At 57.3% G+C, this 23,859-nt stretch carries 20 protein-coding genes; 8 read left to right on the plus strand and 12 right to left on the minus strand.

From position 1 onward, the window contains the following. Positions 1-524 precede the first annotated feature (524 nt). Together gyrB and DS906_RS05010 are read right to left on the minus strand one after the other, a co-directional pair. Positions 525-2,942, minus strand: coding sequence for a DNA topoisomerase (ATP-hydrolyzing) subunit B (gyrB, locus tag DS906_RS05005; protein WP_113789124.1), 2,418 nt, complete (start codon positions 2,940-2,942; stop codon positions 525-527). 125 nt (positions 2,943-3,067) lie between these two features. Beyond that, positions 3,068-3,640, minus strand: a complete 573-nt coding sequence (locus DS906_RS05010; protein WP_113789125.1) for a TetR/AcrR family transcriptional regulator — start codon at positions 3,638-3,640, stop codon at positions 3,068-3,070. Between the two features lie 99 nt (positions 3,641-3,739). Here DS906_RS05010 and DS906_RS05015 point away from each other — a divergent pair, with 99 nt between their 5' ends. Then, positions 3,740-4,306, plus strand: a complete 567-nt coding sequence (locus DS906_RS05015; protein WP_113789126.1) for a carboxymuconolactone decarboxylase family protein — start codon at positions 3,740-3,742, stop codon at positions 4,304-4,306. Here the strand turns inward: DS906_RS05015 and recF are convergent. The 6 genes from recF to mutM form a co-directional block, all read right to left on the minus strand. Next, positions 4,303-5,400: a DNA replication/repair protein RecF gene (recF, locus tag DS906_RS05020; protein ID WP_199528483.1), complete on the minus strand. Its 1,098-nt coding sequence runs from the start codon at positions 5,398-5,400 to the stop codon at positions 4,303-4,305. The two genes, DS906_RS05015 and recF, sit on opposite strands and share 4 nt — an antisense overlap. Positions 5,401-5,459: 59 nt before the next feature. Next, positions 5,460-6,581, minus strand: coding sequence for a DNA polymerase III subunit beta (gene dnaN / locus DS906_RS05025; protein WP_113789128.1), 1,122 nt, complete (start codon positions 6,579-6,581; stop codon positions 5,460-5,462). 228 nt (positions 6,582-6,809) lie between these two features. After that, positions 6,810-8,195, minus strand: coding sequence for a chromosomal replication initiator protein DnaA (gene dnaA / locus DS906_RS05030; RefSeq protein ID WP_113789129.1), 1,386 nt, complete (start codon positions 8,193-8,195; stop codon positions 6,810-6,812). A gap of 539 nt (positions 8,196-8,734) precedes the next feature. After that, on the minus strand, positions 8,735-8,998 hold the full coding sequence (rpsT, locus tag DS906_RS05035; RefSeq protein ID WP_113789130.1) for a 30S ribosomal protein S20: 264 nt from the start codon (positions 8,996-8,998) through the stop codon (positions 8,735-8,737). Positions 8,999-9,230: 232 nt separating this feature from the next. Further along, the gene (locus DS906_RS05040) at positions 9,231-10,007 is read right to left on the minus strand and encodes an enoyl-CoA hydratase (protein WP_113789131.1); all 777 of its coding nucleotides are present in this window, start codon (positions 10,005-10,007) and stop codon (positions 9,231-9,233) included. Positions 10,008-10,073: 66 nt separating this feature from the next. Beyond that, a complete protein-coding gene (mutM, locus tag DS906_RS05045) occupies positions 10,074-10,925 on the minus strand; it encodes a bifunctional DNA-formamidopyrimidine glycosylase/DNA-(apurinic or apyrimidinic site) lyase (RefSeq protein WP_113789132.1) in 852 nt (283 codons plus the stop codon). A gap of 86 nt (positions 10,926-11,011) precedes the next feature. Between mutM and ubiE the strand changes: the two genes are divergently transcribed. Beyond that, positions 11,012-11,764, plus strand: a complete 753-nt coding sequence (gene ubiE / locus DS906_RS05050) for a bifunctional demethylmenaquinone methyltransferase/2-methoxy-6-polyprenyl-1,4-benzoquinol methylase UbiE (RefSeq protein WP_113789133.1) — start codon at positions 11,012-11,014, stop codon at positions 11,762-11,764. Beyond that, positions 11,764-13,293 (plus strand): 2-polyprenylphenol 6-hydroxylase, encoded by a 1,530-nt coding sequence (gene ubiB / locus DS906_RS05055; protein ID WP_113789134.1) that lies wholly within the window; start codon positions 11,764-11,766, stop codon positions 13,291-13,293. The genes ubiE and ubiB overlap by 1 nt, the downstream gene beginning before the upstream one ends. Positions 13,294-13,388: 95 nt before the next feature. Here ubiB and DS906_RS05060 read toward each other — a convergent pair whose 3' ends face one another. Beyond that, on the minus strand, positions 13,389-14,564 hold the full coding sequence (locus DS906_RS05060; protein ID WP_113789135.1) for an acetyl-CoA C-acyltransferase family protein: 1,176 nt from the start codon (positions 14,562-14,564) through the stop codon (positions 13,389-13,391). Positions 14,565-14,682: 118 nt separating this feature from the next. Here DS906_RS05060 and DS906_RS05065 point away from each other — a divergent pair, with 118 nt between their 5' ends. The 5 genes from DS906_RS05065 (at position 14,683) to DS906_RS05085 (ending at position 19,353) form a co-directional block, all read left to right on the plus strand. After that, positions 14,683-15,246, plus strand: coding sequence for a helix-turn-helix domain-containing protein (locus DS906_RS05065; RefSeq protein ID WP_113789136.1), 564 nt, complete (start codon positions 14,683-14,685; stop codon positions 15,244-15,246). Between the two features lie 109 nt (positions 15,247-15,355). After that, positions 15,356-16,540, plus strand: coding sequence for a glycine C-acetyltransferase (locus DS906_RS05070; protein WP_113789137.1), 1,185 nt, complete (start codon positions 15,356-15,358; stop codon positions 16,538-16,540). Between the two features lie 14 nt (positions 16,541-16,554). Next, positions 16,555-17,583, plus strand: coding sequence for an L-threonine 3-dehydrogenase (tdh, locus tag DS906_RS05075; protein ID WP_113789238.1), 1,029 nt, complete (start codon positions 16,555-16,557; stop codon positions 17,581-17,583). A 63-nt stretch (positions 17,584-17,646) separates the two neighbouring features. Further along, the gene (locus DS906_RS05080; RefSeq protein WP_113789138.1) at positions 17,647-18,525 is read left to right on the plus strand and encodes a tryptophan 2,3-dioxygenase; all 879 of its coding nucleotides are present in this window, start codon (positions 17,647-17,649) and stop codon (positions 18,523-18,525) included. Between the two features lie 3 nt (positions 18,526-18,528). Further along, on the plus strand, positions 18,529-19,353 hold the full coding sequence (locus DS906_RS05085; protein ID WP_113789139.1) for an alpha/beta hydrolase: 825 nt from the start codon (positions 18,529-18,531) through the stop codon (positions 19,351-19,353). Between the two features lie 7 nt (positions 19,354-19,360). Here DS906_RS05085 and DS906_RS05090 read toward each other — a convergent pair whose 3' ends face one another. From DS906_RS05090 to DS906_RS05100, 3 genes are all read right to left on the minus strand, one after another. Next, positions 19,361-20,533, minus strand: coding sequence for a hypothetical protein (locus DS906_RS05090; protein WP_147235175.1), 1,173 nt, complete (start codon positions 20,531-20,533; stop codon positions 19,361-19,363). 200 nt (positions 20,534-20,733) lie between these two features. Beyond that, the gene (gene infB, locus DS906_RS05095; RefSeq protein ID WP_113789141.1) at positions 20,734-23,217 is read right to left on the minus strand and encodes a translation initiation factor IF-2; all 2,484 of its coding nucleotides are present in this window, start codon (positions 23,215-23,217) and stop codon (positions 20,734-20,736) included. 8 nt (positions 23,218-23,225) lie between these two features. Further along, on the minus strand, positions 23,226-23,849 hold the full coding sequence (locus DS906_RS05100) for an RNA-binding protein (protein ID WP_113789142.1): 624 nt from the start codon (positions 23,847-23,849) through the stop codon (positions 23,226-23,228). Positions 23,850-23,859 lie beyond the last annotated feature (10 nt).

The raw sequence follows: 23,859 nt of genomic DNA on the forward strand, positions 1-23,859 counted from the left end.
TAAAATTTTCAAAGGTAGCGTTCTCTAGTTTTTGTCCCGTCGAACGTCGGCGAAACTCTCCCACACGCCTTGATTGAACACAATACTCGAAAATCTGCTTTAGAGTAGCCGCGCAATAGTGCCATTCATTTGAGAAGACCACTGTGGGCTTATTCACTGAACTTTGCAAAGCCTGCTTTTGTTGCGCATGGCCGAAACTTGGGTTGGCTGTGGTATGACGGGTCTGGTCCTCCAGCTCGTGAATGAGCACCTTCGATAGCCTGGTTTCTGCGGTTTATGCCGGGAACGACTGCCTCCAACCCAACTACCTATTTTAGACCAAATAAATCAGTTCCAGAAAAGACCGTAGGCTTCCGAGTTATATTGACCGACTCCGCGAAAACTGCATGACCCATAGTCAGACTACCTTTTGACGGCTGTTCTTAAAATTGGGTTCGACTTATGGTTGGGTTTTGCGCAAAACTTTGGGCAAGTAATGCAAAGTTATGCGCAAAATTCAATATTATGGGCACACCTACATAAGCCTAGAAATCCAGGTTTTCCACATTCAGGGCATTTTTCTGGATGAATTCGCGGCGAGGTTCCACCACGTCGCCCATAAGCTTGGTGAACAGATCATCCGCTTCGACCATGTCGTCCACCCGCACCTGCAAAAGCGTACGTGCGTCCGGGTCCAGCGTCGTTTCCCAGAGCTGATCCGGGTTCATCTCACCCAGACCTTTGTAGCGTTGCAGCGACAATCCCTTTTCACCTTCTTCCAGAATGGCACGCAGCAGATCCAGCGGGCCGTGAATTGCCTGTGACCGATCGCGACGGACCAGCGTTGCCGGGGTGTTGTAGATCTCTTGCAGACTTTGCGTGAAGCTGCCGGTCTTACGGGCCTCACCCGAACGCAGCATCGGGCCGTCCAGAGTACGCACCTCTTCGACACCGCGCAAAATACGGGCAAGACGGATGCCGTGATCCTGTGTGATCCGGCCCTGCCAGCCGCGTTCGTATTCCAGCGCAATCAGGTCCAGACGGGCGGCAACCTTGTCTGCAACGCCCTGCAAATCCGCATCGACCGCGCCCGGCACAAAGGCACCTGCAACGGCGGCCTGTTCCAAGATGTGACGTGGGTAATGGGTTGGGAAGGCGTCCAAAACGCGCTTCAACTGACGCGCTTCGTCGACAATACGAGTCAGATCTTGACCCAGGATCTCTTCGCCAGAACCGAGCTTCAGCACCGCCCCTTCGACACCCTGATTGACCAGGTATTCATCCATCGCCGCCTGATCCTTCAGGTACACTTCGGATTTGCCGCGCGCCACTTTGTAAAGCGGTGGTTGGGCGATGTAGAGGTAACCGCCCTCAATCAGCTTAGGCATCTGCCGGTAGAAGAACGTCAACAACAATGTCCGGATATGCGCACCGTCGACGTCCGCATCGGTCATAATGACGATTTTATGATAGCGCAGTTTCTCGATATTGAACTCGTCTCGCCCGATCCCGGTGCCCAGCGCCATGACGAGGTTACCGATTTCCTGAGATGATAACATCCGGTCAAACCGTGCCCGCTCGACGTTCAGGATTTTACCCTTGAGAGGCAAGATCGCCTGAGTTTGCCGATCGCGGCCCGTTTGCGCTGATCCGCCTGCGGAATCACCCTCAACCAGGAAGACTTCGGTTTTGGTCGGGTCCTTTTCCGAACAATCCTTGAGCTTGCCGGCCAGAAAATTCACATCCATTGCTGTTTTGCGCCGGGTCAGCTCGCGCGCCTTGCGAGCGGCTTCACGGGCCAGAGCGGCCTCGATAATCTTACCGACGATAATCTTGGCCACGTTCGGATTTTCTTCGAACCATTCAGCCAGCTTTTCGTTCATCAGACCTTCGACCGCAGGGCGCACTTCGGACGACACCAGCTTGTCCTTGGTCTGGGACGAGAACTTCGGATCGGGCACTTTGACCGACAGCACACAGGTCAGACCCTCGCGCGCATCGTCGCCGGTAAAGTTGATCTTTTCCCTTTTTGCAATCCCGCTGGTCTGGGCGTAATTGTTGATGGTCCGGGTCAGCGCACCGCGGAAACCGGCAATATGGGTTCCGCCATCGCGCTGTGGGATGTTGTTGGTGAAGGGCAGAACTGTCTCGTGATAGCTGTCATTCCACCACATGGCGATTTCGACACCGATATCGTCGCGCTCACCCTTGATATAGATCGGTTCGGGCATCGCAGACGTCTTGGAGCGGTCGAGGTATTTGACAAATTCCTTGACGCCGCCTTCGTAAAACAACTCGGTCTCTAACCGTTCTGCCGGGCGTTCATCAATCAGAATGATCCGCACGCCCGAGTTCAGGAAGGCCAGTTCGCGCAGACGCTTTTCCAGCGTCTCGAATGAATATTCCAGGTTTGAGAACGTGTCTAACGACGCCAGAAACCGCACCTCGGTTCCGGTCCGGTCGCCGCATTCAGCGACAACTTTCAGATGCTCGACCGTCTCACCACCTTCAAACCGTGCAACGTGTTCCTTACCTTTGCGCCAGACGCGTAACTCAAGCCAGTTGGACAATGCGTTCACTACTGAAACGCCCACCCCGTGCAGACCGCCGGACACCTTGTAGGAATTGCTGTCGAACTTGCCGCCGGCATGCAGCTGGGTCATGATCACTTCGGCGGCGGACACACCTTCTTCGGGGTGAATATCGACAGGAATTCCGCGACCGTTGTCGCTGACCGAGACGCTGGAATCCGCGTGGATTTTGACGGTTACATGGTCGGCGTGACCGGCCAGCGCTTCGTCAATCCCATTGTCAACGACCTCATACACCATATGGTGCAGACCCGAGCCATCGTCCGTATCCCCGATATACATGCCGGGGCGCTTTCGAACTGCCTCTAACCCTTTGAGAACTTTGATGGAATCTGCACCGTATTCCTGGGGTGCCTGTGCGTCTTCGGACATGCCGTCAGTACCTATATTATTTTGGTAACTTATACGTTTTCTGGGGGGGATTGTCACGCGCTACCCCAACATTTTGTGTCGGCCTTGCGTGATTTAGTTTCTTTCGGCAGCTGACTGCCGAATCCCTACAAACGGTCGATATCGGCCGCTATATCCGCTGCGATTTCATTGGCGTCGACATCACTTCGCTCGGCTGACAAACGCAGCCCCAAAAGGTCAGATTGATAACGCGTCGCCAGCCGGTTCGGATCGTAGTTTGGGGCAATATCCCCAGCGTCTTGCGCCTGACGGAACAGATCTGCAAAGCAAGCCTTCATCTCGGACATAAGAACACCCGCCCGACCGGCGAGCTCGTGATCCTTAGCCTGCAGTTCTGCGTAGGTCTTGGCCAACATACAGGCCTTCGCGGGCGCTCCGCTTGCCTCGATAACCAAACGCGGCTGCGCCTTTAAAGTTTCGAGCGGACCCAGCCGATCAGCCAATGCCCTCAGCCGTGCGACACCCTCTTGCGCGTAGCGGTTCAACGCCAGCCCGTAAAGCGCGTCCTTGGACCCGAATGCCGCGTAGAAACTGCCGGGTTTCAACTTCAATTCGCGCTCAAGGTCTTTCAGGGATGTACCAGCCCAACCCTGACGCCAGAAGATATCCCTGGCCCGGGCAATCAGGTCATCACGGTCATATTCGGGTTTGCGAGGCATCGACTTCACCAATTCTTGAACGATTGCTCAAATATATACTTGAGTGATCACTCAAGAAAGACTATTTCTGCCTGAACGCGCCAGAAAAGGAGTTCCGACATGGCCAACTTCCCGTCACATGATCTCGAATCCGCCCCCGAAGGGTCCAAACCGCTGCTGGAAAAATCGCAGGCCGCTTTTGGCCGCCTGCCCGGCCTGCACAAGGTCATGGCCGAAAGCCCCCAGCACCTGGAAGGCTATCAGGTTCTGCACGGCCTGTTCATGCAGACCGAGTTCGACAATGACGAAAAAACTGTCGTCTGGCAGACCATCAACGTGGAAAACGAATGTCACTATTGCGTGCCCGCACATACCGGCATCGCCAAGATGATGAAGGTTTCGGACGATATCACCGAAGCCCTGCGTAATGAAACCCCGCTGCCTTCGGCCAAGCTTGAAGCACTGCGCACCTTCACCCTGCAAATGATGGAAACCCGAGGCAACCCGGCCGACGCACAGCTGCAGGCGTTCTTTGATGCGGGCTACTCGCACCGCGCAGTTTTGGATGTGGTTCTCGGCCTGGCGCAAAAAACCATGTCGAACTACGTGAACCACATGGCAAAAACCCCGGTCGACGAAGTCATGCGCGGCTTCCTGTGGGAACGTAAGGTCGGCGAGCCGGCCTAAGCGGACACGACCGAGCCCTCAGAGCCATCACTCACGATCAATGATTGGGCCCGGTCGCCCAGTTCCGCAAACAGCTCAGGCCCGGTGCCCGTCATCCAGGCCTGAGCACCCAGCGCACAAATCTCATCATACAGCGCCGCGCGCCGATCCGCGTCCAAATGCGCCGCCACCTCGTCCAACAATACGATCGGGGGCGCGCCGATCATACTCGCCAAGGCCCGTGCGTTCGACAGGATCAATGAGACCAACAAGGCCTTCTGCTCACCGGTAGAACAATCCTTGGCTGGAACGCCCTTGGCAGCGAACACCCCGTACACGTCCGACCGATGCGGCCCCACCAGCGTCCGCCCGGCCGCCAGATCCCGGAACCGGCTTTCACTTAGCGCTTCGCGCAGATCCGCTTCCGTTTCCGGCATCGCACCTTCGGTCTGTACCAGCTCCAATTCCGCCGATGGAAACGCGGTTTCCGCCTGATCCTGCGCCGCGCGCAGATGGTCCAGCGCCAAAAGCCGCGCCGCATGGATACGATACCCCGTCTCCGCCATCTGCGCCTCAAGTGCGGCATACCAATGCGCATCCCGCACCTGCTCTTTCAGCAAGCGATTCCTTTCGCGCATGGATTTTTCGTAAATTAAAGACGCCTCAGCATGGGCCGGGTCGAAACTCAGCGCGATCCGGTCCAGAAAACGCCGACGTCCTTCGGCCCCCTCGATCCAAATCCGGTCCATCGACGGGATCAGCCAGACAATCCGCGCCAGCTTGCCCAGATCAATCTGGCTGGACGCCTTGCCATCAATGCGGACCTGCCGCGCGACACCGCCCTCGGACCAGGTTTCAATCTCGTAGTGCCGCCCCTGCGCCTGCAGCAACCCGGACAGTTTCCAACCCAGCGCCTCGGGGCGTCGGGTCATCTCGGCCGCGCTGGCCCGCCGCATTCCGCGGCCGGGGGAAAACAAGGACACCGCTTCCAGGATGTTGGTCTTGCCCGCCCCGTTCGGTCCGTGAATCGCAACAGGCCGACCATCCAAAGATAGTCGCGCCAGCTTGTGGGACCGAAAATGCGAGACGGTAAGCTCGGTCAGGGCCAAACCCATGACCCCTCCCTTCATCTTTTCAAAAATACTCCCGCCGGAGGCATCGCACGTCCGTGCGATCAGACGCGCATCGGCATGACGACGTATACCGCGCTCAGATCATTGCCTTCGCGCATCAGGGTCGGATCAGCCGCTGAATTGAACAGGAACACAGCGTTCTCACGATCCACCTGAGAGGCGATTTCCAGCAGGTACTTGGCGTTGAATCCGATCTCCAGCCGCTCGTCGCCATAGGCCACGGCCAGTTCTTCCTCGGCCGCGCCGCTATCCGGGGCGTTGACGGAAAGTACCAGTTTGTCGGTATCCAGCTGCAGCTTTACCGCACGAGACCGTTCAGAGGACACGGTTGCAACCCTGTCAACGGCCTTTGCGAACTCGGCCGCATCAACTTCCAGCTGGCGCGTGTTGCCCTGCGGAATCACACGTGTGTAATCCGGAAACGTCCCGTCGATCACTTTTGAAGTCAGCGTGATGTCCGGTGTTGCAAAGCGCACCTTCGTTTCACTGACTGACACGGCGATATCCATCTCATCGTCGTCCAGCAGCTTGCGCATTTCGCCTACGGTTTTGCGCGGCACAATCACGCCGGGCATGTCTGCAGCGCCATCCGGCAGATCCGCGTCGATGCGTGCCAGTCGGTGGCCATCGGTAGCCACACAACGCAGCACCTTGCCGCCTTCGGACCCGTCGGCCACATGCATATAGACGCCGTTCAGATAGTAACGCGTCTCTTCGGTCGAGATGGCAAATTTCGACTTATCGAACAACCGGCGCAGCAAGGCTGCCGAGGCCGTAAAGTTCGATTGGTATTCCGAAGACGCCATCACAGGGAAGTCTTCCTTCGGCAGCGTCGCCAATGAGAAATTCGACCGGCCTGCTTCAACCGTCAGACGACCTGCGGCGCTGTCAGCGGTCAGTGTCACTAACGCTCCATCCGGAAGCTTGCGCACGATCTCATGCAACGTCGTTGCGGCGACCGTTGTAGCCCCGGCTTTTTCGACCTGCGCAGGCGCCTTGTCGACAACTTCGATATCCAGATCGGTCGCCCGGAACATCGCCTGATCGCCCTCGGCTTCGATCAAAACGTTGGCAAGTATGGGAATGGTGTTGCGACGTTCGACAACAGATTGGGCCTGGGAAACGGCCTTGAGAAGGGTGCCGCGTTCGATGCTGATCTTCATACCCTTAATTCCTCTGACTTGCGTGCCGAAATGGGCGGGACTGGCACGTTAGCGGTTCCGCCCTGAGGCACAAGGATTTTTTATGGATTTCTCGGTCGGATTGCCCAAAGCGTCAAGGGGCGCGTGGCCCAGCAAGCACAGTTCATTTCCAACCGTGGAAAATAGCGCACAAGAAAACGCCCCGGGCGTGAGAGTCCGGGGCGTTTCTCAAGTGATATGAGTAGGAGCTCAGGCTTCCAGCGCGCGCCGCAGCATTTCCACATCTTCGGCGATCTGGCCATCCGTGGTTTTCAGCTCTTCGATGCGTTTTACGCCGTGCATGACCGTCGTGTGGTCACGTCCTCCGAACCGGCGGCCGATTTCCGGCAAGGACCGGCTGGTCAGTCGCTTGCACAGATACATCGCCACCTGACGCGGGCGGGCATAAGACCGCAGGCGTTTGGGTCCAATGATGTCGGACAGACGGATGTTGTAATAGTCCGAAACCTTGCGCTGAATCTCTTCGACGGTGATCTTGCGCTCGGATGCGCGCAGCACATCGGCCAGACAGTCCTGCGTCAGCTCCATGTCGATCTCACGACCCACCAACGAGGCAAAAGCGAACAGACGGGTCAGGGCACCTTCCAGCACGCGAACATTGGTCGAGATCCGGTGCGCCAGGAATTCCAGGACGCCATCGGCAATTGTCAGGTCGGGATATGTGCTGCTGTACTGCTGCACCTTGTTTTGCAAGATGCCCAGACGCAGTTCATAGTCGGTTGGGTGCAGATCGACCACCAGACCACATTGCAGACGGGACTTCACCCGATCCTCAAGGTCCTTGATTTCACCCGGGGCGCGGTCGGCCGAGATGATGATCTGCTTGTTCTGGTCCACCAGTGCATTGAATGTGTGGAAGAACTCTTCCTGTGTCGAATCTTTGCCGGCGATGAACTGCACATCGTCCACCATCAACACATCAACCGACCGGAACAGATGTTTGAAGTCCATCATCCGACGTTCACGCAGGGCCTGCACAAAACGGTACATGAACTGTTCCGCCGACAAATAGAGCACGTTCAACTCGGGGTGCTTTGTTTTCAGCTCCCATGCAATGGCGTGCATCAAGTGCGTTTTACCCAGACCAACGCCACCGTAAAGAACCAGCGGGTTGAAGGTCACAGGACCACCTTCTGACACACGACGCGCCGCGGCATGGGCCAGTTCATTGGGTTTGCCAACGACAAAACTGTCGAAGGTAAAGCGGGAATCCAGCGGCGCGGCCTGCAAGGATTCAAACGCGCCATTCGCGGATTCCATCTTCGTCACAACAGGTGCATCCCGCACAACTTTCGGCTCGGATTCGGCCTCTGCCTTAGGGCGCGCCGATGAGTTGGCAGCGACGCGAAAGGCCAGTCGTTGAACTTTTTCCCCTGCGGTGTTCATCTCATACAGAATGAGATCCGCAAAGTTCTGACTGACATAGTTGCCCATGAAATTTGTCGGCACGGAAAACACCGCTACACCGTCCTGCAACTCTTGGAATTCAAGAGGTTCGATCCAGGTCGTGTAGTTGTTTTTCCCGATGGCCTTGAGCAACTTGTTACGTAGTAGTCCCCATTTCTCTTGTGTCATTAAACGCCTCACGCATCCCATTCTTTATTGGCCTGTCGGCCTTATTGCTATTTTCCGGTTACCCGGATTAAACAATCACACGCGCACGGATACCCTTCGCCAAACCGCAGAAGTTTGACGAGAGTGTATTAGAAAGTCCGCACATCCTTATTTGCCAGCGCTCCATACCCGGAACGCCCTGAAAACAGGGTTGCGCAACGCAATCTCATATTCGACAGGGCTTGGTTCCCTGGTGACCCAAGGACCGCAGCAGATTAGCAAACCAGTTGCCAACATTCGTTCCTGACCGTACTGATGCCCGTCAGTTTGGTCGATGGAACAGCCTGTCCCCCCAAGCGAGTGAATCGCTGTAACAGTGGTAGCAAGAGGCCAAGGCATCCGGCAACGAAACTCTGATATTGACTCGTATCTTTCGCCGAAAGAATCTCTCGGGTTTGTGAAGGCGCGGCTTTCCGGCAACAGCAAAAAAAAAGCGCCGCAGGACGCGGCGCTTTTTTTTCATTTCACCTTGTTTGATTGACCTCAGGTCAACCCAGGCCTTAGCCCAGTGCTTTTACACGAGCCGACAGACGCGACATTTTACGCGACACGGTGTTCTTGTGGAAAACGCCTTTTGTGACGCCGCGCATCAATTCAGGCTGAGCTGCGCGCAGAGCTGCGGTTGCAGCGTCCTTGTCGCCGGATGTGATCGCTTCTTCTACTTTACGCAGGTAGGTGCGGATGCGCGAACGACGTGCTTTGTTGATTGCGAAACGGCTCTCGTTCTGACGAGCGCGTTTTTTTGCTTGGGGCGAATTAGCCATGTGTATCTCCGACCTTTGGTTCGGTACGTTATCTAGGGTTGCGCGTCGCGGAATATCCGCACCGGATCAGAAATCACGAGTGTGAGTCGGGCCAAGCGGGCCGCACGCGCATGTATAGCAGCGGGTACTACCCAAGTTGGCCAGGTTTGCCAAGCCGATTCTTTTGATGCGCATTGCAGGTATGAAAAAGGCGGGCAAAGGCCCGCCGGTTTCGATTTGATCAGCGCACCACTTACTTGTCGCGGAATTGCGCAGCGCGTTTTTCCAGGAACGCGGCCATGCCTTCTTTCTGATCTTCGGTCGCGAACATCGAATGGAACACACGGCGTTCAAATAGCATGCCTTCGCTCAGCGGCAGCTCATAGCTGCGATTCACCGATTCCTTGGCCGCCATAGCGGTCAGCTGCGATTTTTCGGCGATCTTCTGGGCTGCGCCCATCGCCTCATCCATCAGTTTCTTGGCGGGGACAACGCGGCTGACAAGGCCGGCGCGTTCAGCTTCATCTGCATCCATGAAACGGCCGGTCAGGTTCATGTCCATGGATTTGGACTTGCCAACAAACCGCGTCAGACGCTGGCTGCCCCCAAGCCCGGCAATGACGCCAAGATTGATCTCGGGCTGGCCAAACTTGGCAGTGTCCGCTGCGATGATGAAATCGCACAACATCGCAAGTTCGCACCCGCCGCCCAACGCATAGCCCGCAACGGCTGCTATGATTGGCTTGCGGATCGCGCACACGCGGTCGTTCAGAGCGCCAAACAGGTTCGAGCTGTAGACATCCACAAAGCTCATCTCGGACATTTCCTTGATGTCCGCGCCTGCCGCGAACGCCTTGTCCGACCCGGTGATGACGATGCAGCGCACTTTGTCGTTGCTATCCGCATCTTCCAATGCCGAGCACAATTCCTGCGCCAGCTGTGAGTTCAGCGCATTCAGCGCATCGGGCCTGTCGAGCTTGATAAGGGCGACGTGGTCTTCGATTTCGACGATGATCGTCTCAAAAGCCATGAGGTGAGAGCTTCCGGTTGTTCCGTTCAGGTACGATTCCTTACCACGCGAATTCGCTGGATCAAGCTATCTTTGGCATTGCGCACAGTAGAAGGATGAGCGACCGGACTGGGTGATTCTTTTGATCGGGGTACCACAACCTTCGGTCCGGCAGGGTTCGCCCTCTCGCCCATAGACGTCAAAGCTGTGCTGAAAATATCCAAGTTCTCCATCGGCTTGACGGAAATCACGTAGGGAAGATCCACCTGCTTCGATGGCGTCTTGCAATACCTTCCGGATGATCGGAACAAGTGCTGCGACTCGGGTCGCAGAAATTTGACCGGCTTTGCGACGTGGCGACACACGACCGCGATAAAGCGCCTCGCAGACGTAGATATTACCCAGTCCGGCAACGATTCCCTGATCCAAAAGTGCAGATTTGATCGGGGTGTTCTTTCCCCGAAGCGCATCGATCAGATGTTGTTCGTGAAAATCATTGCCCAAAGGTTCCGGCCCGAGGACAGACAGCAGCTTGTGATCGTGCGCAGTTGCTGTCTGCAACAGGTCCATCGCACCAAACCGGCGCGGGTCGTTGAACGTGACACGCGCGCCATTGGCCATGTTAAAGACCACGTGGTCATGTTTCGCGGGCATCGGATGATCGTGCACGAATTGCCCCAGCGGGTCACCAGATACAGTCATCCGACCCGACATACCCAGATGAATTAGTAAAGTCTCGCTGCTGCTGAGATCGGCAAGAATGTATTTCGACCGTCGGCGCAATTGTTGAACCGTCTGCCCGGTCAACCGCTCGGCCATCCGTTCAGGGAAAGGCCAGCGCAGATCGGGGCGATTCACATCTGCCCGGTCGATCACCACGCCTTCCATCGCTGGGCTCAGGCCGCGTCTTACTGTCTCGACCTCGGGCAATTCCGGCATTACACGGCTCCTTTTCCAAAGGGCCGCATTGTGCCCCGGTTCCAGAGCCCTATAACAGAGGCGAAATTCGAAAAACGGCAAGGCTAATGTCCGACAACAGCGACAAGACCACTCATTTTGGGTTCGAAACCGTACGTGAGGCTGAAAAGGCCGGGCGTGTGCAGGGCGTGTTCAACTCCGTCGCCTCAAAATATGACGTGATGAACGATGTCATGTCGATGGGCATTCACCGGGTCTGGAAAGACGCGATGATGGACTGGCTTGCGCCGCGCCCAGGCCAGAGCCTGCTGGATGTCGCAGGTGGCACCGGAGATATCTCGTTCCGTTTTTTGAAACGCGCGGGCTATGGCCATGCCACTGTTCTGGATCTGACCGAACCGATGCTGGTCGAAGGCCGACAGCGGGCCGAGGCCGACCAGATGGCCGACAGCCTGAACTGGGTGGTCGGCGACGCGATGGCTCTGCCCTTCGACGACAACACATTCGACGTCTACACCATCTCGTTTGGCATCCGGAACGTGACCCGCCCGCAAGAGGCCCTGAACGAAGCATTCCGTGTGTTGAAACCCGGCGGCCGCCTGATGGTGCTGGAATTCAGTCAGTTGCCAAACGACGGGCTGCAAAAGCTCTATGACCTCTATAGCTTTAACGTCATCCCACGCATGGGGAAACTCATCGCCAATGACTACGACAGCTATCAATACTTGGTCGAATCGATCCGGAATTTTCCGGATCAGGAAACGTTTCTGGGCATGGTCCGCGCGGCCGGATTTGAAAACGCCAAGTACCGCAACCTGAGCATGGGCATCGCCGCGCTGCATTCCGGCTGGAAAATCTGATGCGCGGACCACACAACATCATTCGCCTGATCCGCACAGGCGCCACTCTTGAGCGCACAGGCGCCATGAACGTTGTGCTGGACGCGTTCGAGGCTCCGCGCGCACTGCGGTTTCTGGCGCATGCCTTGGGCAAGCCATTCCAATGGCTGGGTTACAAAGGCGATCCTGACATGCCCCCCGCCACAAGGGCGCTGACGGCGCTTGGACCGGCATACATCAAGTTTGGTCAGGTACTATCGACCCGTCCCGATGTGGTCGGGGATGAGTTGGCCGAACAATTGCGCGTGCTGCAGGACAAGCTTCCCCCATTCTCCAAAGCCGAGGCCATGGCCGAGGTTGAAAAGGAACTGGGCCAGCCGGTTTCCGAAATGTTCAGCGAGTTCAGTGAACCCATCGCCGCGGCCTCGATTGCTCAGGTCCACAAGGCTAAACTGGTTAGCACCGGCGAAGACGTGGCGGTCAAAGTTCTGCGCCCAAACATTGAACGCGCTTTCCGCAAAGACGTTGACGCGTTTTATTTCGCCGCCCGCATCGTACAGCTATTCGCTCCCGGCGCGCGCCGCTTGCGCCCTATGGAGGTGATCGAACATTTCGACGGCGTGGTACGCGGTGAACTCGACCTGCGGCTGGAAAGCGCTGCCGCGTCGGAATATGCGGCCAACACCAAGAACGACACAGGCTTTTGGCTGCCGCCGGTCGTCTGGTCCCTGTCCGCCCGCCGCGTGATGACGCTCAGCTGGGCCGACGGCGTTCCGCTGGGCGACAACGCCGCGCTGGATGCTGCGGGGCACGACCGCGGCGATCTGGCGGAACGCGTGCTGCGCCTGTTCCTGCTGCACGCATTGCGTGACGGTTTTTTCCACGCTGACATGCATCAGGGCAACCTGAAGGTCGCGGCCAATGGGGACATCATTGCCTACGACTATGGCATCATGGGTCATATCGACGAATATACCCGCCGGGTCTATGCCGAGATCCTTTTTGGCTTTATCCGCCGCGACTACAAGCGCGTGGCCGAAGTGCATTTCGAAGCTGGCTATGTCCCTGCGGACAGGGACGTCGACGAGTTTGCCCGCGCCCTGCGCGCGGTCGGAGAGCCGATCTTTGGCATGGATGCCACTCATATTTCGATGGGACGCCTACTGAATTACCTGTTCGAGGTGACTGAACGGTTCGGCATGGAAACCCGCACGGAACTGATCCTGCTGCAACGGACAATGGTGGTTGTCGAAGGTGTGGCGCGGTCACTGGACTCACGCATCAACATCTGGGAAGTCGCCCGCCCGGTTGTCGAAGATTACATCAAGCAATCCATCGGCCCCCGCGCAGCACTACGGGATTTTGGCAAAACCGCCATGGTGCTGGCCCGCTTCGGCCCGCGCCTGCCCGCTTTGGTGGAAAATGCGCTGATCGCGCAGACGCAAAAGGACGACACTCAGAACAAAGGCCTATCGGCGGCCATTCTTCCAGCAACCATCGGCGCCGCTGCCGGCGCCGTAATTGTCCTGATCCTGACAGCCTTCACCTAAGGCAAATCCGCCAGCTTCATCTGGCCAAAAATATCCTCGGGGGGAATCGCGCAAGCGCGATGGGGGGCAGACAGCCCCCCTCTGCCCGATCCGGATCAGATCCGCTCGAAGGCAATGGCGATGCCCTGTCCGCCGCCAATGCACATGGTGACCAGGCCCTTGGATCCGCCGATGCGCTCCAGTTCATACAACGCCTTAAGGGTGATGATCGCGCCTGTAGCGCCCACCGGGTGCCCCAAAGCAATTGCCCCCCCGTTTGGATTCACCTTGGCGGCATCCAGCCCCAGTTCTTTGTTTACGGCCAAGGCTTGCGACGCGAAGGCTTCGTTGCTTTCGATCACGTCAAAATCCTCGATCGATAGGCCCGTGCGCGCCAACAGGTTCAGCACGGCCGGAACCGGTCCGATCCCCATGACCTCGGGGCGAACACCAGCGTGACCATATCCCAGAATGCGCGCCTTGGGTTTCAGACCCGCTTTCTCAGCAGCTTCTGCCGTAGCCAGAACCATCGCGACGGCACCGTCATTGATGCCGGACGCGTTCCCAGCCGTCACCCGGCCGTCCTTCTTGAACGCCGGACGCAGTCCTGCCAGCGCTTCGGCCGAGGTCTGCTTGGGGTGTTCGTCGACCGTGAAATCGACCATATCGCGTTTGACTTTAACCTGAACAGGCGCGATCTGGCTTTCAAAATAGCCAGCCCCAATCGCGGCAGCAGCCCGCGCCTGGCTGGTCAGCGCAAATTCGTCCATTTGCTCACGGGTGACTTGATGCTCATCCGCTACATTTTCGGCCGTCACACCCATATGCCCGGTTCCAAAAGGACAGTTGAGTGCGCCCAACATCATGTCCAGAGATTTCACATCCCCCATCTTCGCACCCCAGCGCGCCTGCGGGACGATAAACGGGCTGCGCGACATGCTTTCGGCTCCTCCGGCCACAGCAAACTCTGCATCACCCAACATCAGTGATTGTACCGCCGACACAATCGCCTGCGCCCCCGACCCGCACAGGCGGTTCACATTCATCGCAGGTGTTTCGTTCGGAATGCCCGCTTGTTTTGCAGCTGCCCGCGACAGGTACATATCGCGTGGCTCGGTGTTGATCACATGGCCAAAAACAACGCTGCCGATCTGGGTCGGCTCGACCCCTGAACGTTCCATTGCCGCTTCCGTCACCACGGTCGCAAGATCAATCGGCGCGGTTGAGGCCAATGCCCCGCCAAAGGTGCCGATCGCCGTGCGGGCACCATCAAGAATCACGATGTCTTTCATGTCTCTACTCCTCCGGAATTTGACGGAACTATGCATCTGCGGCATCAGGCTGTCCTATGGAACGTACCGTCACAAGCAGAATTGACATATGACGGACAAACGCGCATGAGATTCCGTCATGACGGAAAACCCAGATGATATCCTGACACGCCTGCCTGCCCGCCTGAAAGAGGCCCGCCGCGCCAAGGGCCTGTCGCTTGAAGCAGTGGCAAACCTCAGCGGTGTATCCCGATCCATGGTCAGCCAGATCGAGAGGGGCGAAAGCAGCCCGACGATCTCGACCTTGTGGAACCTGACCCGCGCGTTACAGGTGGATTTCGCGGGTCTTCTGGAGGAAGCGAACAGCGCGGACCAGATCGAAGTCCTTAGGAAATCCGAAGTGCCCAGCATCGACAACATGGGCCATAACTGCCGGATTCGCATTCTGTCACCGCCCGAGGAAGCAGGTGGTCACGAAGTCTACGACATTCAGTTCGACAAAGACGGCGCACTGAACAGCCGGCCCCATGCCCGTGGAGCGAGAGAACAATTGACTGTGCTGGAAGGCGCGGTTCGTGTGACTTCGGGATCTGCCATCAGCGACCTGAAACAGGGAGATACGGCGCGCTATTCGGCGGACATCGCCCATTCAATCGTAGCCAATGGGCCAGCGCGCGTTTTCCTGATCGTCAAAAACGCCTAATCTCAGCGAAATTCCGCCTTCACGGATTTTTTTCCGTAATTTTGTCATTCCTCTATTCGGGAAACGCATCCGTTATGATAGATACGCGACTCAGAGCAAGGAGATCGCCATGGCAGATGCATTCCTGTCCCACATCACGGACACCCTCGCGCAGATCGAATCTGAGGGTCTGTATAAACGCGAACGAATGATCACCTCGCCTCAGGGCGGTGAGATTACGGTTGGCGACCGGAAGGTCATCAACCTGTGCGCCAACAATTATCTAGGTCTGGCCGATCATCCTGCTTTGATCGAGGCCGCCAAAGGCGCGATGGAACCCAAGGGGTTCGGCATGGCTTCGGTCCGCTTCATCTGCGGTACGCAGGACATTCACCGTGAGTTGGAACAACGCTTGGCCAAGTTCCTGAACAAGGACGATTCGATCCTGTTTGCCGCCTGTTTCGATGCCAATGGCGGCCTGTTTGAGCCTTTGTTAGGGTCTGAAGACGCCATCATCTCGGACAGTTTGAACCACGCCTCGATCATCGACGGTGTGCGGTTGTGCAAAGCCAAGCGCTATCGGTACATGAACAATGACATGAACGATCTTGAGGCTTGGTTGAAACAGGCGCGCGAGGATGGTGCGCGGCACATCATGATTGCGACCGATGGCGTGTTCTCAATGGATGGCTATCTGGCCAACCTGCCGAAAATTCGCGAGCTGGCGGACAAATACGATGCCATCGTCATGGTGGATGACTGCCACGCCACCGGCTTCATGGGGCCAAACGGGGCGGGCACGCCGGATCACTTCGGCGTCGACGTGGACATTCTGACTGGAACCTTGGGCAAGGCACTTGGGGGGGCTATCGGCGGTTACATCGCCGGGCCGCAACCAGTGATCGACCTGCTGCGGCAGCGGGCGCGGCCCTATCTGTTCTCAAACTCGCTGCCACCCTCCATCGTCGCCGCCGGATTGGAAGCAATCCGCTTGGTCGAAGAGGGCGACATGCTGCGCGCCCAACTGTTCGGCAACGCGAAATACTGGCGCGCGGGGCTTCAGAAGCTGGGCTTTGATCTTCTGCCCGGTGAGCATCCAATTATCCCGGTGATGCTGGGCGAGGCGCAATTGGCGCAAGATATGGCGTCGTGCCTGTTCGACGAAGGCGTCTATGTCTCGGGCTTTTTCTTCCCTGTGGTCCCACGTGGTCAGGCACGGATCAGAACACAGATGAATGCGGCTCTAACAAGGGATGAATTGGACCGTGCACTGACAGCCTTTGGCAAGGTCGGCAAAGAATTGGGAGTGATCTGATGCGCCCCAACACAATGAAAGCTTTAGAAAAATCCAAGCCCGAAGAAGGCCTGTGGATGGTTCAGGCCCCGGTGCCTGAAATCGACGCGGACGAGGTTCTGATCCGCATCAAAAAGACCGGCATTTGCGGGACAGATATCCATATCTGGAACTGGGATGACTGGGCTGCGGCCACTGTGCCGATCCCGATGATCACGGGCCACGAATTCGCGGGTGAGATCGTCGAAATCGGGCGTAATGTCACCGGTCTGGAGATCGGCCAGCGCTGTTCCGGCGAAGGTCATCTGATCACAACCGACAGCCGCCAGAGCCGTGCGGGCAAGTTCCATCTGGACCCCGGCACGCGAGGTATTGGTGTGAATGAACAGGGGGCCTTTGCCCAATACCTTAAACTTCCTGCCTTCAACGTGGTGCCCTTGCCCGAGGATGTTCCGGATGAGATCGGTGCCATCCTCGACCCGCTTGGCAACGCTGTTCATACCGCGCTCAGCTTCGACCTGTTGGGCGAAGACGTTCTGATCACGGGCGCAGGCCCTATCGGCATCATGGCCGCGGCTGTAGCCCGGCATGCAGGCGCGCGGCATGTGGTGATCACAGATATTAACCCGGATCGTCTAAAGCTGGCTGAACACGTCGTGCCCACCGTGCGGTCCGTGGATGTCAGCAAGGAAGACCTGCAAGACGTCATAACCGAGCTTGGTATGCAGCAGGGGTTTGACGTTGGCTTGGAGATGTCCGGTTCGCAAGCCGCACTGGACCAGATGGTCGAGGCGCTGGTGATGGGCGGCAAAATCGCGCTGCTGGGTATTCCGCCCGGAAAATCCCCGGTGGATTGGAGCCGCATCGTCTTCAAGGCCATCACCATCAAAGGAGTTTATGGGCGTGAAATGTTCGAAACCTGGTACAAGATGATCGCCATGTTGCAGAACGGTCTGGACGTCAGCCGGGTCATCACGCACCAGATGAAGGTCGACGATTTCGCCGCAGGTTTTGACGCGATGAAATCCGGCCAATCCGGCAAAGTTGTTCTGGACTGGACTTAACGCTCTGGAATTGCGCGGGATCAGACCCTAAACAGGGGTGAACTCGGGCGTTTGGAGGAGCACATGAGCGACAAGGACCGGTATCTGAAACGCGGGATCGAGGAAACTCTGGTCACCGATTTCGCGGAAACCCATCGCAAAAGTTATGGCGACTTCCTGCAGCTCAAGACCTTGTTGGACCTGCAAAAAACGTTTCAGGACCCTGCGCAGCCGGATGAAATGCTGTTCATCATCATCCATCAGGTCAGCGAGTTGTGGCTGAAACTGATGCACCACCAACTGGTAGAGGTGCGCCGGTTCTTGCAAAAGGATGAATTCGGGCCTGCGATGAAGAACCTCGACCGGGTCAAGGCGATTCAGCGGCAACTGATCTCGGCTTGGGAGACGTTGCTGACCATGACGCCGGCCGACTATATGACCTTCCGCGAGGCGCTTGGTAGTTCTTCGGGTTTCCAAAGCTACGGCTATCGTCAGATCGAATTTATTCTGGGCAACAAAGATGCCTCGACCCTGAAAGTGCACAAACATGACGCCGAGGTCATGGGCTTACTGAATGCCGCGCTGACAAAACCGTCGCTGTATGACGAGGTGCTGCACATGTTGTCCCGTCAAGGTTTCGATGTGCCCGATGATTTACTGAACCGGGACTATGCGCAGCCTTATTCCGGCGACAACCGCGTGGTGAAGATATGGGGGCAGGTGTTCCGCGACACGGACCGGTATTGGGACCTTTATGCGCTAGCCGAAAAGCTGATGGACGTCGAATCCCTGTTCCAACGCTGGCGTTTTGACCATGTCACGGCTGTGGAACGTGTCATCGGCAACCAACCCGGCACGGGTGGATCCAGCGGCGTGTCCTTTCTGCGCAAGGCCCTGGATTTACGCTTCTTTCACGACCTCTACGATGTGCGCACCGAATTGATGTATGCGGGGCAGGAGTAGGCGATGCTGTATCGAGGGTTCCCTAAGGATGAGCTGGAGCGTGAATACTCTCCCAGCTCGATGATCGGTGGCGATCTTACGCCTTATCTGGACAGCTATACCGCACTCAGCGCGCAGCACCGGGCAAGGATGGAGGTACGGGAAAACCTTGCCTATGGCGAATCGCCGACACAAGTGCTGGATTTCTTTCCCGCGAAAGGATCAGGTGCGCCGCTGCACGTCTTTGTTCACGGCGGATATTGGCAAGCGCTCAGCCAGCGCGAATCAGCGATGATGGCCCCCACACTGATCGAGGCCGAGCAGTCCTTTGCCACGTTGAATTACACGTTGGCCCCGGATGCGCGGCTGGATCAGATGGTCAACGAATGCCGCGATGCCTTGCTTTGGCTGACAGAAAACGCGTTCAATTTGGGCTTTGATCCGTCGCGGATCACCCTATCGGGACACAGTGCTGGTGCGCATCTGGTGGCCATGGTCATGGCGACCTCGGCTGATGCGCTGGCCCGTGCTGGGCTACGCGTGCGCGATGTGATCCTGATCAGCGGGGTCTATGATCTGGAACCGATCAGCCTGACGACGGTAAACGATCCCCTGCAGCTGACCCCGGTTGAGATACATGATCAGTCCCCCATCCTGCACCTGCCCGCCCCCGGCCCGCGGTACCACGTGACCGTGGCCGAACGGGACACGCCAGAGTTCATTCGTCAGAGCCGCGATTACGCCGAACTGCTGCGCAAGGGTGGGCATTCGGTAATTTTTGAACTGCAGGAGGGCATGCAGCATTTCGACATCATCATGCATCCGGGGACGTTTTTGGTAAAACCATAGGCTGCCACTACGTGCGAACCCACAAATCCCTTGTCTCGAGATCAAAAATTAGAGAGCCCTTCAGGACCTCATAAGGTCCATTAAAGAATGGCTTTCCCAAAAAGTTGATCGAACGGTCTGTTTCTCGATACCAGTCGCCATACCCTCTGTAATGGTAACGAAGGCCGGGTCTGTCCGTACGAAGAACCAGTTCGCCTTTATCGTATTCGAGAGGCACCCAATCATCATAAAAGGGAATTCTCTCTTTCTGGGTTTGCGCGCGTTCCCAGGAACGTTGGCTCAGATACATTCCCCAACGCGGCTCATTTCGCTGAGGAATACCATGGTAACCAATAGAATTTGCTCTTCCCCATCTGCCGGTGATTAGATCATTGATCGAAAAACTAATAGCTTCGTTGTTTTCCCCGTTGATATCATCTCCGAGGAACATGAGCCCTTCTCCATGAGGTAACGAATCCAATAGATTTCTCAACCCGCTCGGATCAGCGGGACGGTCTGGGTTTCGTAAATACTCAGGCGGTTGTGACCATTCCTCGCGCGGAATTCGAATGTAGGATGGAAGCGATCTGACACCCAAGTCTCGTCGCGTTGTATGACGCTCGGCCCCCAACCAAAGATCACGAACAATAGCTTGTTCCTCGGCTTCACCGATCAAAGCATCCGTTTGTTCCGGAACCAGCACCTTAAAGCCTTTGATGACTTTCAACCGTCCATTTGGATTTTTGAGGGCCGTTTCACTCCAGTAGCGCTCACCAATGGTCGCCTTATTTGGATCGCGGTTGTCAAACCAACCAATGATAGGGATCCACGCTTCAGGCACTACATACCCTTTGTCGATCCCTGCCCACACCTCGGAATAAGCGCTGCACAGTTTGGGAGGGATGTCGATTTTGATCAGGCCGCCATCTTTCGTTCCGTATGCCAATTCCGCCCTAGAGATGTTAAACGGCAACTGAACTGCTCTTGATGCAGGACCAGAATAGTCAGATCGACAATCAATTAGATCATCCACCTCAATACGTTCGCCATCAAATTCAAGCACGGCCGTAATGCGCATGACATGCTCATAAGGCCCCCGCCCCGGATCCTGCTCAGTTGTGTTTGCAGGCCGGCCGATCAACCCGAAAACGGCCAATACGGCGCAGGCAATGATGACAAAAGAAAACACCATTTTTGACACTTCGCGATCCTCACAAGATTGACGCGATCCAATGGCAGTAGGCTGAAACAATCTGAGCGAGAATGTAAATGCTGGATTTCATGCTTTTTCATGACCAACAACACTGCCTTTTGCCGCATTCGCGCTGTAGAAAAGCGCCCGCTACAATGAAAAACGGCGACCCATGGGGCCGCCGCTATTTGTTTTTCTGCAAAACCGGATCAATCCAGCGTGCGGGTGACCTCTTCGCGCTCGAAGATTTCGATCACGTCGCCTGCACGGATATCGTCGTAGTTCTCGAACGCCATACCACATTCCTGACCCGACTGAACCTCGGCCACTTCGTCCTTGAAGCGCTTGAGCGTCTTCAGCGTGCCTTCGTGGATCACCACGTTGTCGCGCAGCAGGCGGACGCCTGCGGAACGACGCGCCACGCCTTCGGTGACCAGACAGCCAGCAACCTTGCCGACACCAGTAACCTTGAAGACTTCGCGGATCTCGGCGTAGCCGATGAACTTTTCGCGGATCTCGGCGCTCAGCAGGCCCGATGCGGCAGCTTTCACGTCATCGACCAGGTCGTAGATCACTGAATAGTAGCGGATTTCCACGCCCTTCTGGTTCGCGGTGTTCCGCGCCGACGCATTGGCACGCACGTTGAAGCCCAGGATCGGCGCACCGGATGCTTCGGCAAGGCCGACATCGGTTTCGGTAATCGCACCTACGCCCGAGTGCAGCACGCGCACGCGCACCTCGTCGTTGCCGATCTTTTCCATCGCCTGAACGATGGCCTCAGCCGAGCCCTGAACGTCTGCTTTCATCAGAATTGGCAGTTCGTTGACGTTCTCGTCTTCCTTGGCCTTCTGCATCAGCTGCTCAAGGGTCGTTGCGGCGCCAGCGGCGGCACGTTTGTCCTTGGCGGCCTGTTCGCGGTATTCCGCGATCTCGCGAGCCTGTGCTTCGGTCTCGGTCACGTTCAGAACGTCGCCCGCTTCAGGCGTGCCGTTCAGGCCCAAAACTTCGACAGGAACCGAGGGGCCAGCTTCCTTGACGCGTTCACCCTTGTCGTTGATCAGCGCACGAACCTTACCGTACTGCTCACCCACAACGAAGATATCACCCTGACGCAGCGTGCCGTTCTGAACCAGAACAGTGGCGACGGGACCGCGACCCACGTCCAGCTGCGCCTCGATCACGGCACCCTGGGCGGCGCGATTCGGGTTGGCTTTCAGCTCCAGAATCTCGGATTGCAGCGCGATGGCTTCCAACAGCTCGCCCAGACCCTGACCGGTGATGGCAGAAACTTCGACGTCCTGAACCTCACCCGACATTTTCTCGACGATGACTTCGTGCTGCAGCAGATCGGTGCGCACCTTGTCCGGGTTCGCGCCCGGCTTGTCGACCTTGTTGATCGCCACGATCATCGGCACTCCGGCCGCTTTCGCGTGGTTGATCGCTTCGACCGTCTGCGGCATCACCGCGTCATCGGCGGCAACAACCAGAACCACAATATCCGTGACCTGAGCACCGCGCGAGCGCATCGAGGTAAAGGCCGCGTGACCCGGCGTATCCAGGAATGACAGCGTGGTGCCGCTATCGGTTGTCACCTGATAGGCACCGATGTGCTGAGTGATGCCACCCGCCTCGCCTGCCACAACCCGCGCATCGCGGATCGCATCCAGCAGCGAGGTTTTGCCGTGGTCAACGTGACCCATGATGGTGATGACCGGCGGGCGCGATTTCAGATCTTTGTCGTCGTCTTCGACCTCTTTGATGACGTCCTCGACATCCGAATCAGAGACACGGGTCACTTTGTGACCGAATTCTTCGATGATCAGCTCGGCGGTATCGGCATCAATGGTCTGGTTCTGCGTGACCATCATACCCATGTTCATGAGCGATTTGACCACATCTGCCACACGCTCGGCCATACGGTTTGCCAGCTCGGATACCGTGATCGCCTCGGGCAGCTGTACGTCGCGGATTACCTTTTCGCGCTCGACCGTGCCGCCCATTGCTTTCTGACGCGCCCGCTCCTGCTTGCGCTTCATCGCCGCCATAGAACGGTGACGATTACCTTCGCCGCCCGTGGCCTGACCCAGTGTCAGCTTGCCGGACCGGCGGTTGTCATCACGGCCTTTGCCACGATTGCCGCGCTGTTCACGCTCGCGATCGTTTTTCCGCGGCGTTGCAGCCGGTGCAGGCTTGTTGGCCGGGCTGCGCGGAGCAGCCGCCTTGGGCTCTGCCGGTGCAGCCGGAGCAGCAGCGCGTTGGGCCGCAATTTCAGCCTCTTTGCGCTTGCGATCTTCTTCTTCGGCCTTGGCACGTGCACGTTCTTCGGCCTCACGCTGTTCGCGTTCCTTAGCCTCTTGCTCCGCACGACGACGGGCGCGTTCTTCTTCACGCGCTTTTTCAGCTGCCTCGCGGGCCGCGGCCTCTTCGACCTCGCGGGCTTTGGCGGCCTGCAGCGCCTTCATCCGGCGGGCCATCTCCGCATCGGAAATCCCGGCAGGGCGGCGCGACGGATCACCCGAGGGCGTTGCTCCGCCACCCGGCTTGCCGGCACCCGGCTTGGGAACCACCACGCGCTTGCGTTTGGTCTCCACCACGACATTCTTGGTACGTCCGTGGCTGAAACTTTGTTTCACATTTCCGGGGCGTGCCCCGCCACGAAGACCCAATGTCTTTTTGCCGTCATTATCGCTCATAAAGCTTCTTACCCTTCCGCGCGGCCCCTGCCGCCGTCATCCGTTTCGCGCAAGCCACGCAGGCGCTGCGCTTCCTCTACAACACGTTTGGCGAGTCCGCCAGAGGCGAGCGCCGCATGAATCACGGTTTGGCGCCCAAATGCCTGTCCCAGCTCGTCCGCCGTCAACCAGCCGATGTATGTTCCGAAGTGCGGCGTGCTCAGTTTCGACTTGCCGCGCCCCGATCCATCAGAGGCTTGTATCAGTACCTGGGCCTCTTCCCGGTCCAGCCACGTCTTGACCTTTTCGTAACCGGCGATCGCGTCACCGGATTTGCGCGCAAGGCTCATCAACTCGATCACACGGCGCGCAATCTGACGCTCAACTTCATCCGCAAGATCGTTAGGCACGCTGACTTGCGCCTTGAAACCGCGTGCAAACAGCTTTTTGCCCACGGCCTTGTCCAACGCACCGCGATCCGCCGCAACATAGACACCGCGCCCCGGCAGTTTCGCCGCGACATCCGGAAAAACCTGACCATCCGGCCCCGTCACAAAGCGGATCAACCCATATTTAGGTTGAACCTCGCCCGTGGCGATGCACTTGCGATCAGGTCCGTCAGACCGATCCTTATGGACGCCACCGCGACTCATTTGCGCCACC

It is taken from the genome of Ruegeria sp. A3M17 (assembly GCF_003318255.1).
GTDB lineage: Bacteria > Pseudomonadota > Alphaproteobacteria > Rhodobacterales > Rhodobacteraceae > Ruegeria.